A 19848-nucleotide genomic window follows, 5' to 3' on the forward strand; every position below is an offset into this window, starting at 1 on the left:
AAACATGGTTGATTGGCTTAACTCGATTGCTGGAACGCCCGAGGGGGCGAGACTGGCAATGGCGTTGGCGTTAATGTCTGCGCTTGCGCATGCGGCTTTTGGTGCGTTGCAAAAGGGGCGGCATGATCCGTGGTTAATGCGCGGATCGATTGACGCGTCTTTAGTTCTTATCTCGGCACCTGTTGCGCTGTTTGTGGTGCCTTGGCCCAGTTACGCGACCTTTATGATCTTACTCGGTGCGATGGTGGTGCATTTTGCCTACAAATTGACTGTGGCCCTCGCATATGAACGGGCGGCTTACACTGTGGTTTACCCCGTCATTCGCGGCACGGGGCCATTGGTCACTGTGGTCGGCGCGACTCTGCTGTTCCAAGAGCATTTCACCGCGCTTCAATGGCTTGGCGTTGCGTGCCTGTCAGGGGCGATGTTGCTTTTGGCGTTGCGTAATATGGCTGCAGAAAAGGTTGACTTGCGCGGCCTCAAAATTGGCCTTCTTTGGGCCGTTGCGGGTGGTTTGCTGGTTGCAATCTACACGGTCTATGACGCTTACGGAATCCGGCAAAGCCCTGATCCATTTACCTTTTTGGCGTGGTTCTTCTTTTTGACAGCCTTGGATTTTCCGATCTTGGCCGCGTTTCGCGCGCGCCGTTATGGCGTTCCGGGCGGTGTTGGTTCGCTGTTGCGACGTGGCTTGGCAGGAGCGTTGATTGCGTGGGTTAGTTTTGGGGGCGTGATGATGGCGACGCGACTTGGTGGCGTGGGCGAGGCGGCTGTATTGCGTGAAACCTCAACCGTGTTTGCGGCCCTTATTGGGTGGTTCATCTTGGGCGAAACCGTCGGGCCACGTCGCCTGATATTGATGGCATTTATCGCTTTGGGGGCTGTAATTGTGCAGCTTGGCGGTTAGGTGAACGGGATGAGTGAAAAATCAGTGAACCCCGTCTTGAAGCAGGTCCTAGAATTGGGGCCAACAATCGTCTTCTTCGTGATCTATTTACGGATCAAAGAAGAGATCTACACCTTTGGTGGAACCGAGTATTCTGGCTTCATTGTTGCGACGATTGTTTTCGTACCGATCCTTTTGGCGTCTATGGCGGTGCTTTGGTATCTGACCGGAAAACTTAGCCGTATTCAGGTGTTTACAGCATTTATGGTCATCTTCTTTGGGGCCTTAACAGCATGGTTCAACGATGAGCGGTTCTTCAAGATGAAGACATCTATCGTGAACGGGCTGTTCGCGGTGATCCTTGGAATTGGACTGATGCGCGGAAAAAGCCTGCTGCAATACGTGATGGGTGACATGATCCCAATGGAGCAGGAAGGCTGGATGATCCTCACCAAACGTTTGGCGATCGGGTTTGCGGTACTGGCAATTGCCAACGAGTTCGTATGGCGCACCATGTCGACGGACGCATGGGTGAAAATCGAAACCTTCGCGTTTCCAGCGGCGTTGTTTCTGTTTTTATGGGCGCAGATCGTCATGCTTCAGAAATACGTGATTGAGCCAGATGAAGACGTAAGCGACAGTGAAAACCGCTAAGCGGACACTCGAAGATCGCGAATGTTGTGCAGCCCATTGATCGTCAATTCGTTTTCGAACCTGAGCCCTGTTATCTTTTCCATTGACCACATCACGACTGCACGCGTTTGCCCGAAGGTGTAGTCCAGCACGATTGTATCGCCTTTTTTGAATGGGTGATCGGTCATGATACATCCGCCGCCTAAGCTAATGTTGCAGATCGTGGCGCCAAGCATTTCCGGTCCTTGGCGTATCACAATAGGGAAATTTGCGGGATAACGCTTTTGACGGGATGACATGGCAACTCCTAACTCACTTCCCCAATGTCGCGGGCAAATATGTAGAAGTGGTTAACCACCCTTGAAAAGTACGCCTTGGTTCGCTTTTGCGAGGAAATGACTGCGAGCAGCAAAGGGCAAGTTGGTTGACGTCAAACATGCACAGGCGTATTCGACACTTAGTGGCGATTTGTTACCGGATTGCGGGCCACTTTAAATATTCTGCTAAAAAGGGAACGGGTTTGCCCCGATACCTTTGCCGGTGTCGGGGCTTTGTCGTTCAAAAGGGGACACACGAGATGAATAATTGGAAGAAACGCACCAAAGCGGTGCATGCAGGTACACGTCGCAGCCAGTACGGCGAGGTCAGCGAAGCTGTCTTTTTGACGCAAGGGTTTGTTTACCCTTCAGCCGAGGCCGCAGAAGCGCGTTTTGAGGCCTTGGGCGAGGATGAATTTATCTACGCCCGCTACGGCAACCCAACTGTTCGCATGTTCGAAGACCGCATGGCGTCATTGCTGGGCTATGAAGACGCGTTTGCCTGTACGTCCGGTATGGCTGCGGTGTCTGGCGCGCTGACGGCGCTGTTGAAAGCGGGCGATCATGTTGTGTCCAGCCGCGCGTTGTTTGGGTCATGTTTATATGTTCTTGAAGACATCCTTGCGCGCTTCGGCGTGGAAATCACGCTTGTGGATGGTACGGACAACGCCGCATGGGATGCTGCGATCCGGCCAGATACGACGCTGGTATTCCTTGAATCCATTTCCAATCCAACACTCGAAGTCGTTGATCTGCGCCATGTCTGCGAAACCGCCCATAAGGTCGGCGCGCTGGTGCTTGTGGATGACGCGATGGCAACACCGATCTATTCTTATGCCGCTGAATGCGGGGCTGATTTGGCCTTGGTGTCGACCACGAAACACGTGGACGGGCAGGGGCGCATGCTGGGCGGTTTGATCGCTGGCAACAAAGACTTAGTGCGTGGGCCCATTGAAACTTACATGAAACACACCGGCGGCGCGATGAACCCGTTTACGGCGTGGACGCACCTTAAGGCGTTGGAAACGCTCGATTTACGTGTGAACCAACAGTCCAGCACGACCTTGGCAATCGTTGAGGCCCTTGATGGGCACCCGAAACTTAACGCTGTGCGCTACCCGACCCATTCCGGCCATCCGCAGCATGAACTTGCACGTGCCCAGGCGGATTCAGGCGGGACAGTGATGGCGTTGGAAGTGAAGGGCGGCAAAGAGGCCTGCTTCAAGTTTCTTAACGCGCTGGAATTGTTCACCATTTCAAACAACTTCGCCGATGCTAAGTCCATCGTAACCCACCCTGCAACGACCACCCATCAGCGCCTTCCACAGGACCAGAAAGACTTGCTTGGGATTTCGGGCGGCTTGGTGCGCTTGTCTGCGGGGCTTGAGGATGCGGGTGATCTGATTGACGATCTGTTGGCCGCGCTCGACGCAATCTAGGGCCGATTTGTCGTTTACCGTGATGGACTAGCCTTTTCAGGGCTTTAAGGTCATTGTTTAAGGCGTATTGTTGGCAGGTTCACGCTTCGGGAGCACTATTGGTGGAAAACGATCACGATCATCCCCATGTTGAGGTTCTACGTGCCGCATCGAAAGGCGACGACATGAACATTCAGACCGGTGAGCCAGAGCGCACATTGACCCACGCCGAAGCAGCCGAGGCATTGGCCTTGTTACGCCATTGGGCAGGACAGGTGAGCGAAGAAGAAGTTGCAGCGCTTGATCCATTGGTGTCGCGTTTGGTGCCAGGCCGTGAGCTGAGCAATTATCCAGCGCTTGCGCGTGCCTATCCTGAAGAGTTCGAGGTTGATGAAACCTATAAGGCGTCCATGCCGGACCTACAGAATGGCCCAAGCAGCCTGATCAAAGGCGCAAAACGTGCGATCCAGCATGTAGGGATTTCCAACTTCCGCTTGCCGATCCGGTTTCATCGCCGCGATGGGGACGATCTGACGCTTGAAACTTCCGTCACGGGCACGGTCAGCCTTGAGGCCGAAAAGAAGGGCATCAACATGTCTCGCATAATGCGGACATTCTACAAGCATGCGGAAAAGACGTTTAGTTTCGAAGTGATCGATGCAGCCCTTGATGCGTATAAGACGGATTTGGAAAGCTTTGATGCCCGCATCATGATGCGCACGTCCTTCCCGATGAAAGTAGACTCGCTGCGTTCTGGCCTGTCGGGATACCAATATTACGACATCGCGCTTGAGCTGATCGAGGCCGACGGCGTACGCAAAAAGATCGTGCATTTGGATTACGTCTATTCCAGCACATGCCCGTGTTCTTTGGAGCTGTCAGAACATGCGCGCCAGTTCCGTGGGCAACTTGCCACGCCACATTCGCAGCGGTCCGTCGCGCGGGTGTCGGTAGAAATGGCCCAAGACGCCGACATTTTGTGGTTCGAAGACCTGATCGACATGTGTCGTGCGGCCGTTCCAACCGAAACGCAAGTCATGGTAAAACGCGAAGACGAGCAGGCCTTTGCAGAACTCAATGCTGCCAACCCGATCTTCGTCGAAGACGCCGCACGCCTTTTTGCTGAGACATTTCAAGCGGATAAGCGGATCACAGATTACCGCGTGATCGCGTCCCATCAAGAAAGCCTACACAGCCATGATGCCGTCTCTGTCTTGACCGAAGGCAGCACGTTTGACGCGGAATCCCTCGATCCGCGTCTGTTCGCGACGTTGTTTCACGTTGGCTAGGTTAGTACGTCGCGCTTGAACATCGCGCGCGCATAAAGCCATTGCGCGATCGCGAGGGCGATTATGGCCACCGTGAACAACATCTCAAAACTGGTCATCGTTGAAACAGCTGAGACTTCTGCAAAGAACAGATTGCGGATACTTGTTGCGGCCATCGCAATGAACGCTGCCAAATAAACGGGCACTGAAAAGCGGGACCGCAACAGCAACAACAGAGAACCCGCCACCGCAAGCCAGACCGCGAGCGCCCATGTCGCCATTGTCCAAGTTGGGAATGCCTCAAGGAATGCGAGGCGTTCAGCCGTGAAGTTTGCGATGTAGTTTTCGTTGCGCGAAACAGTCATGACGTAGTCCATTGCGCCCATCGCGTTCCAAGCCAACGTTAGGCCACCAACAGTCCATAAATGCCAAGGTGTTTTCATTTCGATCTCCAGTTTTCGCGTCGTGTTTCAGCATCTATAGTACAGTTTGGCAAAAATTCAGATAGTGAACTGCGCGACTGGACGTCGGATGGACCTCTGCTATGAGTCTGGCAGGCCCAATTTATCAAAACGGAAACCGCCATGACCGCCACACAACGCATCGTCCTTTCCAGTGATCACGCCGATATCGAGCTTCGCCAGACCATCGCAAAGCACGTGGCGGCGAAAGGTTACGAAGTTGTCGACATCGGCCCGATGACGTCGGAAAGCACGCACTACCCCATTCATGGCGAGGCCGCTGCGCAAAAGGTTGCGTCTGGTGACTGTCAGCTTGGGATTATTCTATGCGGTACAGGGCAGGGCATCATGATGGCTGCCAACAAGGTAAAGGGCATTCGTTGTGGCGTTTGCTCTGACACGTTTTCTGCCCGCATGATCCGCCAGCACAATGATGCGAACATGCTGTCTCTTGGTGCACGGGTCACAGGCGAAGGTTTGGCTCTTGATATCGTTGATGCCTATTTGGATGCCGAATTTGAGGGCGGACGCCATGCAACACGCGTGGCGATGATCGAACCTAGCTAATGGCAAGGTGCGTCGTCGCTTGACACGGCGCTTCCCTCAAGCCAACCGTTACCCATGTTAGACGTACGCCCTGTTGGATATGTGATCGGCCTTTTGGTCGCGGCCCTTGGGGTCACTATGTTCGCGCCTTTGCTGGCCGATCTGGTGTCGGGCAATGGGCATTGGCCGGCGTTCCTTGAAAGTGCTGTCATAACTATTCTCGTGGGCGGGCTTGTGTCTTTGGCGTGCCAGAACGGGGTCTCTTCCGGGCTAAGCATTCGTCAAACCTTCCTATTAACAACGCTTGTTTGGCTGGCGCTGCCGCTGTTTGGGTCCTTGCCGTTCATGTTGGGCGGGTCCGAGTTGAACTTTACCGACGCCTTCTTTGAGGCGATGTCAGGGCTGACGACCACGGGGTCGACTGTCATCACAGGAATTGAGACCCTCCCTGAGGGGCTAAAGCTGTGGCGCGGTGTGCTTCAATGGCTTGGCGGCATTGGTATTATTGTTGTGGCGATGGTGTTCCTGCCGGAACTGCGCGTTGGTGGTATGCAGATCTTCCGAAGCGAAGGCTTTGATACGATGGGTAAAATCCTACCCCGCGCGACTGAGATTTCGTCACGTATTTCGGTCATCTATGTCGGGCTGACGATGGCCTGCACGATCACTTATTCAGCGATGGGGATGAACAACTTCGACGCCTTCATCCACGCCATGACGACGATCGCGACAGGGGGGTTTGCCAATTACGATGCGTCCTTCGGGATGTTTGGCCCTGGGGTGGAATATGCCAGCGTTGTCTTCATGCTGCTCGCTGCGTTGCCGTTTGTGCGCTACGTTCAGTTGATATCAGGCGGTGGCGCGATGCCGCTTTTCAAGGATAGCCAAATTCGGACGTTCTTTTTTGTCGCCATAACGTTGGTCTTCGTTTTGTCTTTGTGGCAATGGGCCCAAAGTGAGCGCATGAACGAAACGGCGTTCCGCCAATCGCTGTTTAACGTTGTCTCTATTTTGACCGGCACCGGATATGCCAGCGCGGATTACATGCAGTGGGGGCCATTTGCCGTCACGATGTTCTTCTTCATTGGCCTCATCGGGGGCTGTGCGGGATCGACAGCATGCAGTGTGAAAATCTTCCGCTACCAACTTCTGTTCACATCCATCAAAGCGCAAATTAGGCGCATCCATTCCCCGAATGGGATCTTCACGCCGCGCTATCAGGGCCGCGCTGTTGGCGATGACGTTCTGAACTCGGTTATGGCGTTCTTTGTGGCGTTCATGGTGGCGATTGGCGTTGTTGGGGTCGCCTTGGCGTTTACGGGGCTCGATTTCATTACCTCAATTTCAGGCGCGGCAACCGCACTTGCAAACGTCGGACCTGGGCTCGGCAATGAAATCGGCCCAGCGGGGAGTTTCGCTGGGCTGAACGATACCGCAAAATGGATACTCGCAATCGCGATGCTGGTTGGACGGCTTGAGATCATGGCCGTCTTCACTATCATCAGCTGGCATTTCTGGAGAGACTAAGCATGACAACACGACCATTGGGTGCGCAGATTTCGCACATGTTGAAAGACCGCGGTGTTGATACGATTTTCGGAATTCCGGGGGTCCACAATCAAGAAATGTACCGCGGCATCGAAGAGGCCGGCATCACCCATGTTCTTGCACGCCATGAGCAAGGTGCGGGCTTTATGGCCGATGGTTATGCCCGTGCGACGGGTGGTTTCGGTGTATGCTACGTCATCACGGGGCCAGGTCTATGCAATACTATGACGCCCCTTGGCCAAGCCTATTCCGACAGTGTTTCCGTGCTGTGCCTGTCCAGCTGCCTTGACGATGTCGTGGGCCGTAAGGGACAGTTGCACCAGATGAAAGACCAAGTTGGGGCTGCTGCGACTGTCTGTGATTGGTCTGAAACCGCGCAGGATGCTAAGACTGCGTACCGCCTGATCGATCGCGCATTGAGCGATTTCTCAACAGGTGACCCACGTCCCAAAAACATCAGCGTGCCGATTGCAACGCTGCAAGGCATTGCTGAGCCACATGGAACCGCGCCATATGGTGTGGGGCGCTTGTTCCCTGATCACAAAGACATTGCGATCACCGCGAATGAGCTGCGCAATGCTAAGAAGCCCATGATCGTCTTTGGCGGCGGGGCCAAAGGATTGGTTGAGCAGAACCCAGATACAGGTGCCAGCCGAATTGCGCCTCTTCTCAGCCGGATTGCGCCGGCTACGTTCTGCACATTTGCGGGACGCGGAGTTGTTCCACTCGACTACCCGCTGCACTTCGGCCCGTTCCTGACGCGCCCAGACAGCGCCCGCGTAATCGGTGAGGCGGATCTGGTGATCGTCATCGGGTCTCAATTGGCTGAAGTAGATATCTGGCGCGAGCACCTTGGCCACACCGCCAAGATGATCCGCGTTGACACCAGCCAAGAAGCACTCACCACTGATGTGGACGCCTATTTCAACATCCACGCTGATGCGTCCGCTTTTGTTGATGAGCTTTTGGTTGAGCTTGGTGAAACAGAGCAATCTTCCGATTGGTCGTCCGCAGATGTCGCAAAAACCCGCACCAAATGGCGCAGCGAAGTGGATGCCGAATTCCCCAACATTTTGCCAATCATGGATGTTTTGCGCGACGCAATGCCGGATGACGCGATGATTTATTCGGATATGACCCAGTTCGCCTACGCGGCAAAAGAATGCTGGGACATGGGCCGCGTTGGGCATTGGCACCACCCATCAGGCTTTGGTACTTTGGGCTATGCGCTGCCCGCCTCCATTGGTGGGGCAGTTGCACGCAAAGGCAAACCGACCGTCTGCATTCATGGTGATTACGGTATCCAATACACAATTGCCGAACTTGCCACCGCCGTTGAACTGGGCGTTCCACTACCGATCATCATTTGGGACAATGGCAAGCTGGGTGCGATTGAGGACAGCATGGTCGCCGCACAGATCGCGCCTAATTCAGTGATCCAACGCAATCCTGACTTCTTGGCGCTTGCAAAGGCATATGGGGCAGAGGCGTCTCAACCCGAGACTTTGGCAGATATCGCGCCAGCCCTAGATGCAGCATTCAAAGCAGACGTGCCGACGATCATTCGCCTCACGCCTGCATTGATTGGAACCTAAACTTAGTCGTTCCAGCAGCTCACAAGAACGGCCATGTCGGCGGCCATCAAAGTCAGGGCTTCTGGGGTCATGTAGGCCACGGATTCGGTTGTCACGACGTTCAGGCCAGCACCTGTTACGGATGCTATGATCTGGTCGGCATCAACAGAGAATGACACTTCGGGTGGCAATGCCTGCCCGTTGGTCTGCACCTTCGGAAGCAACATCCCCAGAACCGCGCCGCCATTGTCATAGACTGGGCCGCCCGCATCACCGGGTTGTGCGTAAATCGATAGGCGTTTTACGTCATCTTCACCGTTCAACCCGCGAATATCGGCCAATGTGCCAAACGTCAGGGCAGGGGTCGTCAACACGCCACCGTATGGAAAGCCTGCAACAGCGACTTCGGCTTGAAGACGTGGAACACCTGTTTGGAACTCAGCAACCGCAGGCGGTGCAAGGCGTGTGGTTGGGCGCAGGATCGCAAGGCCAAGGTTTTCATCTTGATGCACAACAGTCGCCTCATGCTCCATGCCAAGGGTAATGGAGGTGCATTCACCGATGGCTTCGATTGTCGTCAGGACTTCGCCAGCCCCGTTGATGTAAAACCCAGAACGGTCACGAACGGGCTTACGCACAGCAAGACCGGCAACCAGATCAATGGCTTGGTCTTCATCGGGACGCGCAATGGCAGGGTCCAAAACGCCATCAATCGTTGCAAAACTCGCCTGCATTTCTGCCAGCACACGGCGGCGGCGTTCATCATCGCCAGCAGGCCAAACGAGCGTGAAGCCTTTGATTTGGTTGTTTTCAAGAACGACGGACGTATAGGAATGAACATTCTCGTCAAAGCCTTCGATCTCAAACCCACGGTCACGGCGGGACCGCTCACCTGTTGGCGGGATAATCGCCAGCGTTTGGAGGATTTCATATAGACCAAACATGCGCGTCTGATCGCCCGGTTGCGAGATCAGCAAAACCTGCGCGGCAACATCACCCGACGCATCAAAACGCGCGAACGGTGGTTCGTATTCCGCAAATTTCACGACGCCTGTTGGGATTTGCATTTCGATACCTGAAGCATCGTCGCGCACAAGCTGCAGGCCCATGCCGTCTAGGATTGAGTTATATGCGCCGAGCAACTCGGCACGCTGACCAGTCGTCAAAACGCCAGTCGGCTCATGGTTGTTGGCTTCTTGCCACGCAACCATAGAACGGCGCGTACCACGACCGTAAGCGCCATCAATCGCGCTGTCGTAAAAGCCAGCCCACTGAAGTGCAGTCTGCAACAGGCGCTTTTGATCACGATCAAGGGCTTGCTCGCTGGCTTGGGCTTCGCGAAGGGTTTCATCAGGCGTTTGAATGGGGTCGGGTTCTGGAACTGGTTCTGGCTCGACAGCGGCTACAGGCGTTTCCTCGTCCGTTGGCGCTTCAGTCGCTTGCGGTGTTTCAAGCTCAACAGGTTCCGTTGGGGCTGTTACGCCGACCGGCCAGAACTGCGTGCGGAAGCGACCGCCATCCACGATATAGCTATCGGCTGGGATAACACCTGCACGGCGCAACTGGTTCAGTTGGTTGTCGGCGTCTACCGCAGCATAGGGGCCAAGCGCGATACCGTACCATCCACCGGGAAGGGCGAACCCTGTGACGTCGGGAACACCTGCGGCTGCATATCCGCGTGCTGCGTCCTGTGCGCCGGTCAACGTGCGTTGTGCTTCGATCTGGACCCAAACGCTTTGTTGGGCTGCTGCCGGAAGCGCCATGAAGATACTAATAATAAGTGCTGATAAAATACGAAGCATGGCTGTGAAAACGTCCCTAAAATGTCTGGCGACTGCAATCCCAACCGCGCGTTCCGCGCTTTTTAACACTCTTGCGACAAAGCGCACGTGGAAAGTGGTCGAAGAATAAGGAAACTTGCAGGCGTACAAAGGGGATCGCGCTGATTTGCGTACATTGACCCTCGCTCCACAGCGACTTATGCAAGCGCCAGCAATACAAGAGGGTCCAATGGCCGATACACCACGCAGTTTTCAAGAGATTATCCTTCGTCTTCAGTCCTATTGGGCTGCAAAGGGCTGCGCGTTGATGCAGCCTTACGACATGGAGGTTGGCGCAGGAACGTTTCACCCTGCCACCACGCTGCGTTCATTGGGCGATGTGCCTTGGGCCGCGGCCTATGTTCAGCCTTCGCGTCGCCCAACAGATGGTCGCTACGGTGAGAACCCGAACCGCTTGCAGCACTACTACCAGTTCCAAGCCCTGATTAAGCCAAGCCCGCCCAACCTGCAGGAGCTGTATCTCGGGTCCTTGGAAGCCATCGGTATCGACATGGAGATGCACGATATCCGCTTTGTTGAGGATGATTGGGAAAGCCCGACATTGGGGGCTTCTGGCCTTGGCTGGGAAGTTTGGTGTGACGGGATGGAAGTGTCGCAATTCACTTATTTCCAACAGGTTTGCGGCCATGACTGCCACCCTGTTTCGGGTGAACTGACCTACGGTTTGGAACGCCTTGCGATGTATGTTTTGGGCGTGGATCACGTGATGGACATGCCGTTCAACGACCCTGATGCGCCGATTGCGCTGACTTACGGTGATGTGTTCAAGCAGGCTGAGCAGGAATACTCGCGTTTCAACTTTGATATCGCGGACACCGACATTCTGCTCACGCATTTTGAAGATGCGGAACGTGAATGTGCCGCGATTCTGAGCCACGAACACATTGACCCTAAGAACGGTAATAAAATCGTCATGGCACAGCCCGCCTATGACCAGTGCATCAAGGCCAGCCACCTGTTTAACCTGCTTGATGCACGCGGTGTGATTTCTGTGACCGAACGCCAAGCCTACATCGGGCGTGTGCGGGCGTTGTCCAAGCTATGTGCCGATGCGTTCCTTCAAACCGCCGCTGGTGGTTTTCAGGAGGCAAGCGCATGAATGCCACGCGCCTCGCAATTCTGGCTATCTTGATTCCTGCCGTTCTTGGCGGTGCATTCATGTATTACAACATTGTCTACGCAGGCTACGCCGAACTTACACCAGAGCAGGTTGGAGAAATCCAATTGGTCAGTGTCGTAAGCGGCGAGCCTGAGCCGATTATGTTGGATAATGTAATGGCTATCGACACGGTTGAAGACGGTGTTCGTATCTCCGGCGCGATTTCGTTCCGCGCTTGTTTCGATGCGCCGCAAAGTCAGGCCATGCTGTCTGAAACCTTTGAAATCATGGGTGATCCGGTCCCGTTGACTGCGCCGTCATGGTTTGAATGCTTCAACGCACAAGAAATTGGTAAGGCCTTAGAAGACGGCGAAGCCATCGCGTTCATGAGCGAAGAAAACATCAGCTTCGGCGTCGATCGTGTCGTCGCTATTATGCCAGACGGCCGCGGCTTTGTCTGGCACCAGCTTAATGCGTGCGGGGAGGCCGTTTTTGCCGGTGACAACACCCCCGAAGACTGCCCAGAACCGCCGGAGGATTTTTAAATGCCTGACCTGTTAATCGAACTTTTCTCCGAAGAAATCCCTGCACGTATGCAGGCCAAAGCCGCCGCTGATTTGCAAAAATTGGTGACCGACGGATTGGTCGAAGCCGGCCTGACGTATGCCGGTGCTGGTGCCTTTTTCACGCCCCGTCGTTTGGCGCTTTCTGTCGAAGGCTTGAGCGCCGAAAGCCCCGACACACGCGAAGAACGCAAGGGCCCAAAAGTTGGCGCACCAGATGGTGCGATTGACGGGTTCTGTCGCGGTGCAGGCGTGTCACGTGACAGCCTTGAAGCACGCGATACGGGCAAAGGCGAAGTCTACTTCGCCGTGATCGAAAAGAAGGGGCGCGGCGCGCCCGAAATTATTGCCGAAGTGCTCGAAAGCGCGATCCGTAACTTCCCGTGGCCCAAGTCCATGCGTTGGGGTAATGGTGCGTTGAAATGGGTTCGCCCACTGCATTCCATCATTTGCATTCTCAGTGACGAAGCCGGTGCCGAAGTCGTGGCAATGTCTGTTGATGGCATCAAGTCTGGCAACACGACGTGCGGTCACCGATTTATGGCACCGGATGAATTTTCTGTAACATCTTTCGAGGATTACGAGGCGAAGCTAAAGCGCGCCAATGTTGTTCTACGTGCTGATGAACGCGCGGATATGATCTGGTCCGAGGCGTCTAATCAGGCGTTCGCTGCTGGTTTGGAATTGGTCGAAGACAAGGACCTATTGGCTGAGGTCTCGGGCCTTGTTGAATGGCCTGTCGTGTTGATGGGCACCATCGCGGATGACTTTTTGTCATTGCCACCTGAGGTGCTGACAGCTTCCATGCGTGAGCACCAAAAGTTCTTCTCGGTGAAGGATAAGTCGGGCCAAGTTGTGCGGTTCGTAACGGTCGCAAACCGTGAAACCAAAGACCAAGGTGTGACCATTTTGGCAGGCAACCAGAAGGTGTTGTTCGCGCGTTTGTCGGACGCGAAATTCTTCTGGGAAAACGATCTGCGCGTCGCCAAAACTGGCGGCCAAGAGTGGCTCGATTCACTTGCGAATGTGACGTTCCACAACAAGCTCGGGACGGTTGCCGAATTGGTGGATCGCATGGCTTCGCTATCTGCCGAGATCGCGCCAATGGTCGGTGCTGATCCTAAAGACGCGGCAGAGGCGGCGAAATTCGCCAAGGCCGACCTGAGTTCAGAAATGATTTACGAATTCCCCGACCTTCAGGGTCTGATGGGGCGCTACTATGCCAAGGAGGCGGGCAAGACTGACGCCGTCGCATTGGCTGCGCAGGAACACTACTCCCCGCTGGGCCCGTCTGATGATGTGCCAAATGCGCCTGTGTCAGTGGCCGTGGCGCTCGCCGAAAAGATCGACAAGCTGACAGGCTTCTGGGCGATTGATGAAAAACCGACAGGGTCCAAGGATCCGTTCGCGCTGCGTCGCGCAGCCTTGGGCGTTATCCGATTGGTGCTGGAGAATGGCCTAACCGTTAAGTTGGATCGCTTCATTGACGCCCAATTGGTGCGCCAGAAGGTAAAGGTTTTCGACACGCTGTCTAACGATGAAGTAACTGAGCTGTTGGAAGAAATCGCCAAGCATGGTGTTTTTGGCGCTGCATTCAAAACGGCGAAAGATTTCTGGAAAGACAAGGATGTTTCACCATCCCAAGGGTTTAACGACCTTGGCGATGCTGTTCCTGACTTGTCCGTCGATCTGCTTTCTTTCTTCCACGACCGTCTGAAGGTCTACCTTAAGGACGAGGGCGTTTCCCATGATGCGATCGATGCCTCCCTTGCGATGCCGGGTAACGATGACCTGTTGTTGCTGGTGAATCGCGCTAAAGCATTGGCGGCGTTCCTGAAGACCGATGACGGTACCAACCTGATCCAAGGGTTTAAGCGCGCCAACAACATCCTGTCCCAAGCGGAAGAGAAGGATGGGGTTGAGTATTCTTTCGGGGCCGACGTGAAATTCGCAGAAACCGATGAGGAAAAGACGCTGTTTGCGGCGCTGGATGCCGCAGATGCAAAGATTGCGCCTGCGATGGCGGCCGAGGACTTTGCAACGGCGATGTCCGCTATGGCAGACTTACGTGCGCCGATCGATGCATTCTTTGATGCTGTTCAAATCAACGCGGACAGCGAAGTTTTGCGCCGTAACCGCCTGAATATGTTGCACCGTATCCGGACAATCTGCCTCAGCGTGGCCGATTTACGAAAGCTTGAGGGTTAATCCAGAAGTTAAGGATTTCTTAAGGTTCTCCTTGCCCTGTGGGGGCACCGCACTATGGTGTCCGCCAGGGGGATGCCGCAGTGCAGAAAGTCATTACGCTCAAAGATATGTGCCACGTCACCAAAACCGCGCCGATGGCAGCGGAAGTTCATGGTGGGCGGGCGAAATGTCTGCAGCGTTTGATCCGGCTGGACATGCCTGTGCCAACCACCGTGGCGCTTTCGTTTGATGCGGTGCGCGCGATTGCGGGTGGTGCGGCGGCTAATCTGCCAGATATTTTACGTCATTTCGGCGAGAACCCGTTGCTGTCGGTCCGTCCGAGCAGCATGGACCCTGATTGGGGTGGACCGCATGCAATCCTAAATATCGGGTTGAATGACATCAAGCACGCTGAGCTGTGTAAGACGCTGGGTGAAGAAGTCGCGACCCGACTTTATATGCAATATATTCAGACCTTTGCCGTCGAAGTGGCACGCCTTGACCCAGAGGAATTTTACCTAAGCGATCACCCGTCTGCGGATGCGTTGCAGGCAATGCTGCACACCTATGAAACCGAAATGGACGCGGAGTTCCCACAGGATGTAGGTGAGCAAATTAACGAAGTGTTGCGATCCATGTCGCGCACTTGGGAGGGCACGACAGCGCGGCTGTTACGCCAAGCCAAGGGAGCGCCTGCGGATGCTGGCCTTGGGCTGGTTGTTCAAGAAATGGCGTTGCCAATGGGTGCAGGGGTTTCGGGGTCTGGTGTGATCCAGTTTGCATCCGGAGTGACAGGCGAAGAGCAGATCAACGGGCGGTTTGTGCCGCAAATGTTGCACGCTGAAGGTATGCGCGACAACGACCATGCGCTGTTTCTAACACGCGATCCACGCGGCCCGTCGCTTGAAGAAAGCGCGCCAGATGTGTTTCAGCAATTGCTTAAATTCGGTGCGATTGCGCGGATAAAGCTGCGCGAGGAAATGGAAATCAAGTTCATCCTGCGTGACGGGGTGCTCACGATTTTGGATGGCATTCGCATTGACCGATCCAACCGAGCGGCCGTGCGAATTGCGGTCGATCTAGCGGTTTCAGGTGTGATCCCCAAAGAAGAGGCAATCATGCGGGTGAAGCCTGCCGCGCTGTCAGAATTGTTGCACCGTCAGGTGGACAGCCGTGCTGAACGGGACGTGCTTGTGACAGGTATCGCGGCCAGCCCCGGTGCAGCGTCTGGGCGTTTGGTCTTTACGGCGTCCGAAGCGCAAGCAAGCGCATCACGGGGCGAGGCCTGCGTGTTGGTGCGCCGCGAAACCACGCCAGAAGACATTCGCGGCATGCACGCGGCGGTCGCCGTTGTGACCCTGCGCGGCGGCATAACCAGCCATGCTGCAGTCATCGGGCGGGGCATTGGTTTGCCTTGCATCGTTGGCGCTGCCGATTTGGACGTGGATGAACGTAAGCGATTGATTTCTGGGCCAGATGGCCGTGTTTTCAAAGCAGGCGACATGGTGACCGTGGACGGTAGCACCGGACAAGTGCTGGTGGGTGAGCCAAAGATGTTGGAAGCAGCGCTTGATGATGCGTTTCAGACCCTTCTAACCTGGGCGGATGATGTGCGTGACATTGGCATTCGTGCCAATGCGGATACTCCTGCAGATGCGCAAACTGCGCGAAACTTTGCGGCCCAAGGTATCGGGCTGTGCCGTACAGAGCATATGTTCTTCGATGGTGATCGTGTTGATTTGATGCGCGAAATGATCTTTGCAGACAGCCCTGAAGGGCGTGCTGCCGTGCTTGAGCGGTTGTTGCCGCTCCAACAATCTGACTTTGCGGATATCTTTCAGATTATGGATGGGCAGCCGGTTTGCATTCGTCTGTTTGACCCGCCCCTTCATGAATTCCTTCCAGCGGGTAAAGCCGGCATGCGCGAGCTTGCCGACCTTCTTGATGTGCCTTTGGCGGAAGTTACCGCGCGGGTCGAAGATTTGACTGAATACAACCCCATGCTTGGGATGCGTGGCGTCCGGTTGGGTATTACCGTGCCCGAGATTTATGAAATGCAGGCCCGTGCAATTTTCCAGGCAGTCGTGGCTTGTCAGAAAAACGGACGTACTTTGGTGCCGGAGATCATGATCCCGCTCGTAAGTGCCAAGCGCGAAGTTGAGCTGGTGCAGGCGCATATTGAGGCCGTCGCGGCTTCGGTACACTCTGAATCCGGTGTCGATTTTGAATACCGTTTGGGCGTTATGGTTGAAACTCCACGCGCTGCGTTGCGCGCCGAAGACATCGCCGAACATGCCGCCTTTCTGTCGTTTGGGACCAACGACCTTACTCAGATGGCATATGGGCTGTCGCGTGATGATGCGGGTAAATTCATGTCCGACTATGTGAAATTGCAGGTCTACGAAGAAGATCCGTTCCACACGCTTGATCTGGAAGGCGTCGGTGAGTTGCTTCAGCTCGGTGCTGAGCGGGGTCGAAAGGGGCGTCCAGACGTGACCTTGTCCATCTGTGGCGAGCACGGTGGCGATACCGCTACAATTGCTTTCTGCCGCGCACAGGGCTTCGATTACGTGTCCTGTTCACCGTTCCGTGTGCCAGTTGCGCGACTTTCCGCTGCACAGCTTGCACTGACCGACAGGCTGGGCTGATTTTGGATCCTAGGTGTGACTTTGAAAAAGCCAACAGCCGCAAGATGTTGTGGTTCGTTGCTTAGGCTGTGCCTTAACTGCATCGGTGCGGCGGGTTAGCGCACTGGGTCAGACTCGACGTGCCAGCAACATTCCCTTAAAGGCAAGGCGCTCGCGTGAAGCTCGTCACGTTTTGTCTTGGGGGCAAATATGTCTAAGCGTATCGGAACGAAACTTTTGGCGATCTGCGCCATGAGCTTTGGAATTGCTTTCGGTGGTGCATCCGCAGCGCAAGCTGACGATGTCTTGGCCGCGCGTTTGGGTGCGCTGCTTGGACAAGAACGTGCCGCGATCCAGCAAGTTTCTGATGCACGCGTTGCTGCGTTGACTGCTGTGCCACCTGCATCCGCACGCAACATTCCGACTGCCCCAGACGTTATTACCTATGACAACGCATTCCTTGCATCCCAGCCATCTGCATCCGGTGGCGATCAGTGGAAGTGTTTGGCCGAAGCCCTATACTTCGAGGCACGCGGTGAAAGCGTACGCGGCATGTTTGCCGTCGGCGAGGTCATCATGAATCGCGTCGATTCTTCACGCTACCCAAGCACGCTGTGCGGCGTAATCAACCAAGGGACTGGCCGCCAGTTTGCCTGTCAGTTTACCTACACCTGCGACGGCGCAGCCGAAGTGATCCATGAACAGGCTGCATGGGCAAAGGTCGGCAAGGTCGCACGTTTACTGATTGATGGCGCACCGCGCCAATTGACGGATGGTGCTACGCATTACCACACACGGGCCGTTAACCCGCGTTGGGCCCGCGTCTTTCCACGCACTGCGACAATCGGTTCGCACCACTTCTACCGTCAAAGCTAGGCGTGTTTACCCGCTAGGGTGCCGCAAGTGGTGCTTGTCGATAGGGCGCTCTGTTAGTATCCCCATCGGAACGGCTGGAAGGGTGACAACATGAGCAGCGATACAAAATTGGCGTTTGCCCACCCGTCAGAGCGGGCCGAAGCCACCGCGCCAAACGGCAACGGCGGACTGCGCGACCGCATTTCCCTGCGCGATTATATCACCGAAGTCGAAATTGGCGCGTTCCAGCAAGAACGCGGCCACCTGCAACGCATCAAGTTCAATGTCGTGGTTGAGGTTGAACCCCTGACCGGCCCAATTGATGATGATGTGGACCGCATTTTGTCATATGACCGCGTAACCGAAGCGATTGACTATGAACTCGGCGCGGAACGTCTGAACCTTCTTGAAACGCTTGCCGCACGTATAGCGGAACGCATTTTGCTTGAACCGCAAGCGTTGCGGGTGTTCGTGCGGATCGAAAAGATCGACCGAGGACCATTTTCGCTTGGTGTTGAGATCATGCGCGAGCAAGGCGGCGACGATGGCGCAGCGGTTGAGGTCATGGACGAACCGCATCCCCGCATGGCCTATTTGTCCAATGACACGATCCGCGGTGACAGGCTTACCGCGATAATCGACGCGCTATCGGCTGATGATGTTCCGCTGATATTTTGTGTTGGAGCAGGGGACACACCCGCGCCATCCGCAAGCGTTACACAGGCACAGCGGCGCATTGATCTACTTTCAATCGAACAAAATGCGTGGGTCCTCGCGGGGCGCGATAAGCGTTGCGTGGTTGTCGAAACCCGAACCGAGCTGGATTGGGCCATGAAGAACGGCCAAACCTGCGTGTGGGCACCGTCTAAGGCCGTGTTGGACGCCTCAGACAGCCCAGATACCACCGATGGTCTTGTCTTGGCTGCGTGGTTTGCGGGCGAGTTGCAGGCGCTTGAACTGGTTGTGGCTGGCGTTGACGCGCCGCCTTGCGACGTGCCGGTCCGAACCCTTTGATGGTCTATTATCGCCCCATTGCAATGACCGACCCGCATCGCCCGAAAGACGCGGTCTCACTTGTGGGGGGGTGGTGTTGGTTCAGCCATGTCGAATGTATGGAACGCGGGCGCGTTGGCGAGGTCGTTCCTGCCGCCGAGGTGCCTGATGATGTTCTGACACGGCTTAGTGCGCCGCGTGCACCGATTGCAGGGCTGGATCTAACCACGCCACGTATCATGAGCATCCTGAACGTAACCCCAGACAGTTTCTCTGATGGCGGGATGTTCAACGCGCCCGATGCGGCGCTAGCGCAGGCCCGTGCAATGGTGGCGGATGGCGCAGATATCATCGATATCGGTGGCGAAAGCACGCGCCCCGGCGCTGTTACGGTCGATGTTAATGAGGAAATTGAACGCACAGCACCTGTCATCAAAGCAATGCGGGCAGGCAGTGATGTTGCGATCTCGATTGATACGCGAAAAGCGCCTGTTGCACAGGCCGCGCTGGATGCTGGTGCGTCGCTTGTGAATGACGTGGCTGCGCTTACGTTTGACCCTGATATGCCCATGGTCACAGCTAAGGCAAACGCACCCTGCTGCCTAATGCATGCGCAGGGTGACCCCGCCACGATGCAGGATGACCCGACATACGTTAATGTTATGTTAGACGTTTATGACTTTCTGAACGCCCGTATCCAAGCTGCAGAAGCGGCAGGAATTCGCCGTGACCAGATCATTGTGGACCCTGGGATCGGGTTTGGAAAAACCCAAGAACATAATCTTACACTGCTGCGGAATTTGTCTATTTTTCATGGACTTGGATGTGCTGTGCTTCTTGGCGCGTCGCGAAAGCGATTTATCGGTACGATTGGACAAGCACCTGATGCGCATGACCGGCTCGGCGGGTCAGTCGCGGTCGCGTTGCATGGCCTATCACAGGGTATGCAATTCTTGCGGGTCCATGATACGCTGCCTACAAAACAGGCAATGCGGCTTTTTCTAGCCGTGAACTAATACGATATTTTTATTG

General features: G+C 55.2%; 17 protein-coding genes and 1 riboswitch. Of the genes, 14 read left to right on the plus strand and 3 right to left on the minus strand.

The window, feature by feature from the left end:
* Positions 1-4: 4 nt before the first annotated feature.
* Together OSB_RS04705 and OSB_RS04710 are read left to right on the plus strand one after the other, a co-directional pair.
* Positions 5-907 carry a DMT family transporter gene (locus OSB_RS04705; protein WP_049833898.1) on the plus strand — a complete coding sequence of 301 codons (903 nt, stop codon included), beginning with the start codon at positions 5-7 and terminating at the stop codon, positions 905-907.
* 9 nt (positions 908-916) lie between these two features.
* Complete coding sequence (locus tag OSB_RS04710; RefSeq protein WP_049833899.1) at positions 917-1540, plus strand: inner membrane-spanning protein YciB; 624 nt, start codon at positions 917-919, stop codon at positions 1538-1540.
* On the opposite strand, the gene OSB_RS04715 is transcribed toward OSB_RS04710, so the two are convergent.
* Positions 1537-1818 (minus strand): PilZ domain-containing protein, encoded by a 282-nt coding sequence (locus OSB_RS04715; protein WP_049833900.1) that lies wholly within the window; start codon positions 1816-1818, stop codon positions 1537-1539. The genes OSB_RS04710 and OSB_RS04715 overlap by 4 nt on opposite strands.
* Positions 1819-1969: 151 nt before the next feature.
* Positions 1970-2047, plus strand: a riboswitch (SAM riboswitch).
* A 49-nt stretch (positions 2048-2096) separates the two neighbouring features.
* On the opposite strand from OSB_RS04715, the gene OSB_RS04720 reads away from it, so the two are divergent.
* Both OSB_RS04720 and folE2 read left to right on the plus strand, forming a co-directional pair.
* Positions 2097-3275, plus strand: a complete 1179-nt coding sequence (locus OSB_RS04720; protein ID WP_049833901.1) for an aminotransferase class I/II-fold pyridoxal phosphate-dependent enzyme — start codon at positions 2097-2099, stop codon at positions 3273-3275.
* Positions 3276-3439: 164 nt separating this feature from the next.
* Positions 3440-4543 carry a GTP cyclohydrolase FolE2 gene (gene folE2 / locus OSB_RS04725; protein ID WP_200802536.1) on the plus strand — a complete coding sequence of 368 codons (1104 nt, stop codon included), beginning with the start codon at positions 3440-3442 and terminating at the stop codon, positions 4541-4543.
* Here the strand turns inward: folE2 and OSB_RS04730 are convergent.
* Positions 4540-4965, minus strand: a complete 426-nt coding sequence (locus OSB_RS04730) for a hypothetical protein (RefSeq protein ID WP_049833902.1) — start codon at positions 4963-4965, stop codon at positions 4540-4542. The genes folE2 and OSB_RS04730 overlap by 4 nt on opposite strands.
* A gap of 141 nt (positions 4966-5106) precedes the next feature.
* Between OSB_RS04730 and rpiB the strand changes: the two genes are divergently transcribed.
* From rpiB to OSB_RS04745, 3 genes are read left to right on the plus strand one after another with little or no spacing between them, the layout of a single operon-like run.
* Entirely contained in the window at positions 5107-5550 is a 444-nt protein-coding gene (gene rpiB, locus OSB_RS04735) for a ribose 5-phosphate isomerase B (protein ID WP_049833903.1), read from the plus strand.
* 54 nt (positions 5551-5604) lie between these two features.
* Positions 5605-7056 (plus strand): TrkH family potassium uptake protein, encoded by a 1452-nt coding sequence (locus OSB_RS04740; RefSeq protein ID WP_049833904.1) that lies wholly within the window; start codon positions 5605-5607, stop codon positions 7054-7056.
* 2 nt (positions 7057-7058) lie between these two features.
* Positions 7059-8672, plus strand: a complete 1614-nt coding sequence (locus OSB_RS04745; protein WP_049833905.1) for a thiamine pyrophosphate-binding protein — start codon at positions 7059-7061, stop codon at positions 8670-8672.
* Between the two features lie 2 nt (positions 8673-8674).
* On the opposite strand, the gene OSB_RS04750 is transcribed toward OSB_RS04745, so the two are convergent.
* A complete protein-coding gene (locus tag OSB_RS04750; RefSeq protein ID WP_049833906.1) occupies positions 8675-10453 on the minus strand; it encodes a serine protease in 1779 nt (592 codons plus the stop codon).
* 208 nt (positions 10454-10661) lie between these two features.
* Between OSB_RS04750 and OSB_RS04755 the strand changes: the two genes are divergently transcribed.
* The 7 genes from OSB_RS04755 to folP all read left to right on the plus strand — a co-directional run bounded on the left by OSB_RS04755 (position 10662) and on the right by folP (position 19832).
* Positions 10662-11591, plus strand: a complete 930-nt coding sequence (locus OSB_RS04755) for a glycine--tRNA ligase subunit alpha (RefSeq protein WP_049833907.1) — start codon at positions 10662-10664, stop codon at positions 11589-11591.
* Complete coding sequence (locus tag OSB_RS04760; protein WP_049833908.1) at positions 11588-12136, plus strand: DUF6446 family protein; 549 nt, start codon at positions 11588-11590, stop codon at positions 12134-12136. Before OSB_RS04755 ends, OSB_RS04760 begins: the two co-directional genes overlap by 4 nt.
* Positions 12137-14362 carry a glycine--tRNA ligase subunit beta gene (gene glyS / locus OSB_RS04765; protein WP_049833909.1) on the plus strand — a complete coding sequence of 742 codons (2226 nt, stop codon included), beginning with the start codon at positions 12137-12139 and terminating at the stop codon, positions 14360-14362.
* An 80-nt stretch (positions 14363-14442) separates the two neighbouring features.
* Positions 14443-16989, plus strand: coding sequence for a putative PEP-binding protein (locus tag OSB_RS04770; protein ID WP_049836049.1), 2547 nt, complete (start codon positions 14443-14445; stop codon positions 16987-16989).
* 189 nt (positions 16990-17178) lie between these two features.
* Complete coding sequence (locus OSB_RS04775) at positions 17179-17844, plus strand: cell wall hydrolase (RefSeq protein WP_049833910.1); 666 nt, start codon at positions 17179-17181, stop codon at positions 17842-17844.
* Positions 17845-17934: 90 nt separating this feature from the next.
* The gene (locus OSB_RS04780; RefSeq protein WP_049833911.1) at positions 17935-18837 is read left to right on the plus strand and encodes a dihydroneopterin aldolase; all 903 of its coding nucleotides are present in this window, start codon (positions 17935-17937) and stop codon (positions 18835-18837) included.
* Entirely contained in the window at positions 18837-19832 is a 996-nt protein-coding gene (gene folP / locus OSB_RS04785) for a dihydropteroate synthase (RefSeq protein ID WP_049833912.1), read from the plus strand. Before OSB_RS04780 ends, folP begins: the two co-directional genes overlap by 1 nt.
* Positions 19833-19848 lie beyond the last annotated feature (16 nt).

The sequence above is a fragment of the Octadecabacter temperatus genome, from assembly GCF_001187845.1.
In the GTDB taxonomy this organism is placed as follows: domain Bacteria; phylum Pseudomonadota; class Alphaproteobacteria; order Rhodobacterales; family Rhodobacteraceae; genus Octadecabacter; species Octadecabacter temperatus.

What these genes read in the sequence shown, in the direction of transcription:
- OSB_RS04745 (WP_049833905.1), top strand. Translation starts at nt 7,059, where the DNA reads ATGACAACACGACCATTGGGTGCGCAGATTTCGCACATGTTGAAAGAC.
- OSB_RS04740 (WP_049833904.1), top strand. Translation starts at nt 5,605, where the DNA reads ATGTTAGACGTACGCCCTGTTGGATATGTGATCGGCCTTTTGGTCGCG.
- OSB_RS04705 (WP_049833898.1), top strand. Translation starts at nt 5, where the DNA reads ATGGTTGATTGGCTTAACTCGATTGCTGGAACGCCCGAGGGGGCGAGA.
- glyS (WP_049833909.1), top strand. Translation starts at nt 12,137, where the DNA reads ATGCCTGACCTGTTAATCGAACTTTTCTCCGAAGAAATCCCTGCACGT.
- OSB_RS04750 (WP_049833906.1), bottom strand. Translation starts at nt 10,453, where the DNA reads ATGCTTCGTATTTTATCAGCACTTATTATTAGTATCTTCATGGCGCTT.
- OSB_RS04715 (WP_049833900.1), bottom strand. Translation starts at nt 1,818, where the DNA reads ATGTCATCCCGTCAAAAGCGTTATCCCGCAAATTTCCCTATTGTGATA.
- OSB_RS04780 (WP_049833911.1), top strand. Translation starts at nt 17,935, where the DNA reads ATGAGCAGCGATACAAAATTGGCGTTTGCCCACCCGTCAGAGCGGGCC.
- OSB_RS04730 (WP_049833902.1), bottom strand. Translation starts at nt 4,965, where the DNA reads ATGAAAACACCTTGGCATTTATGGACTGTTGGTGGCCTAACGTTGGCT.
- folP (WP_049833912.1), top strand. Translation starts at nt 18,837, where the DNA reads ATGGTCTATTATCGCCCCATTGCAATGACCGACCCGCATCGCCCGAAA.
- OSB_RS04720 (WP_049833901.1), top strand. Translation starts at nt 2,097, where the DNA reads ATGAATAATTGGAAGAAACGCACCAAAGCGGTGCATGCAGGTACACGT.
- OSB_RS04775 (WP_049833910.1), top strand. Translation starts at nt 17,179, where the DNA reads ATGTCTAAGCGTATCGGAACGAAACTTTTGGCGATCTGCGCCATGAGC.
- OSB_RS04710 (WP_049833899.1), top strand. Translation starts at nt 917, where the DNA reads ATGAGTGAAAAATCAGTGAACCCCGTCTTGAAGCAGGTCCTAGAATTG.
- folE2 (WP_200802536.1), top strand. Translation starts at nt 3,440, where the DNA reads ATGAACATTCAGACCGGTGAGCCAGAGCGCACATTGACCCACGCCGAA.
- rpiB (WP_049833903.1), top strand. Translation starts at nt 5,107, where the DNA reads ATGACCGCCACACAACGCATCGTCCTTTCCAGTGATCACGCCGATATC.
- OSB_RS04755 (WP_049833907.1), top strand. Translation starts at nt 10,662, where the DNA reads ATGGCCGATACACCACGCAGTTTTCAAGAGATTATCCTTCGTCTTCAG.
- OSB_RS04760 (WP_049833908.1), top strand. Translation starts at nt 11,588, where the DNA reads ATGAATGCCACGCGCCTCGCAATTCTGGCTATCTTGATTCCTGCCGTT.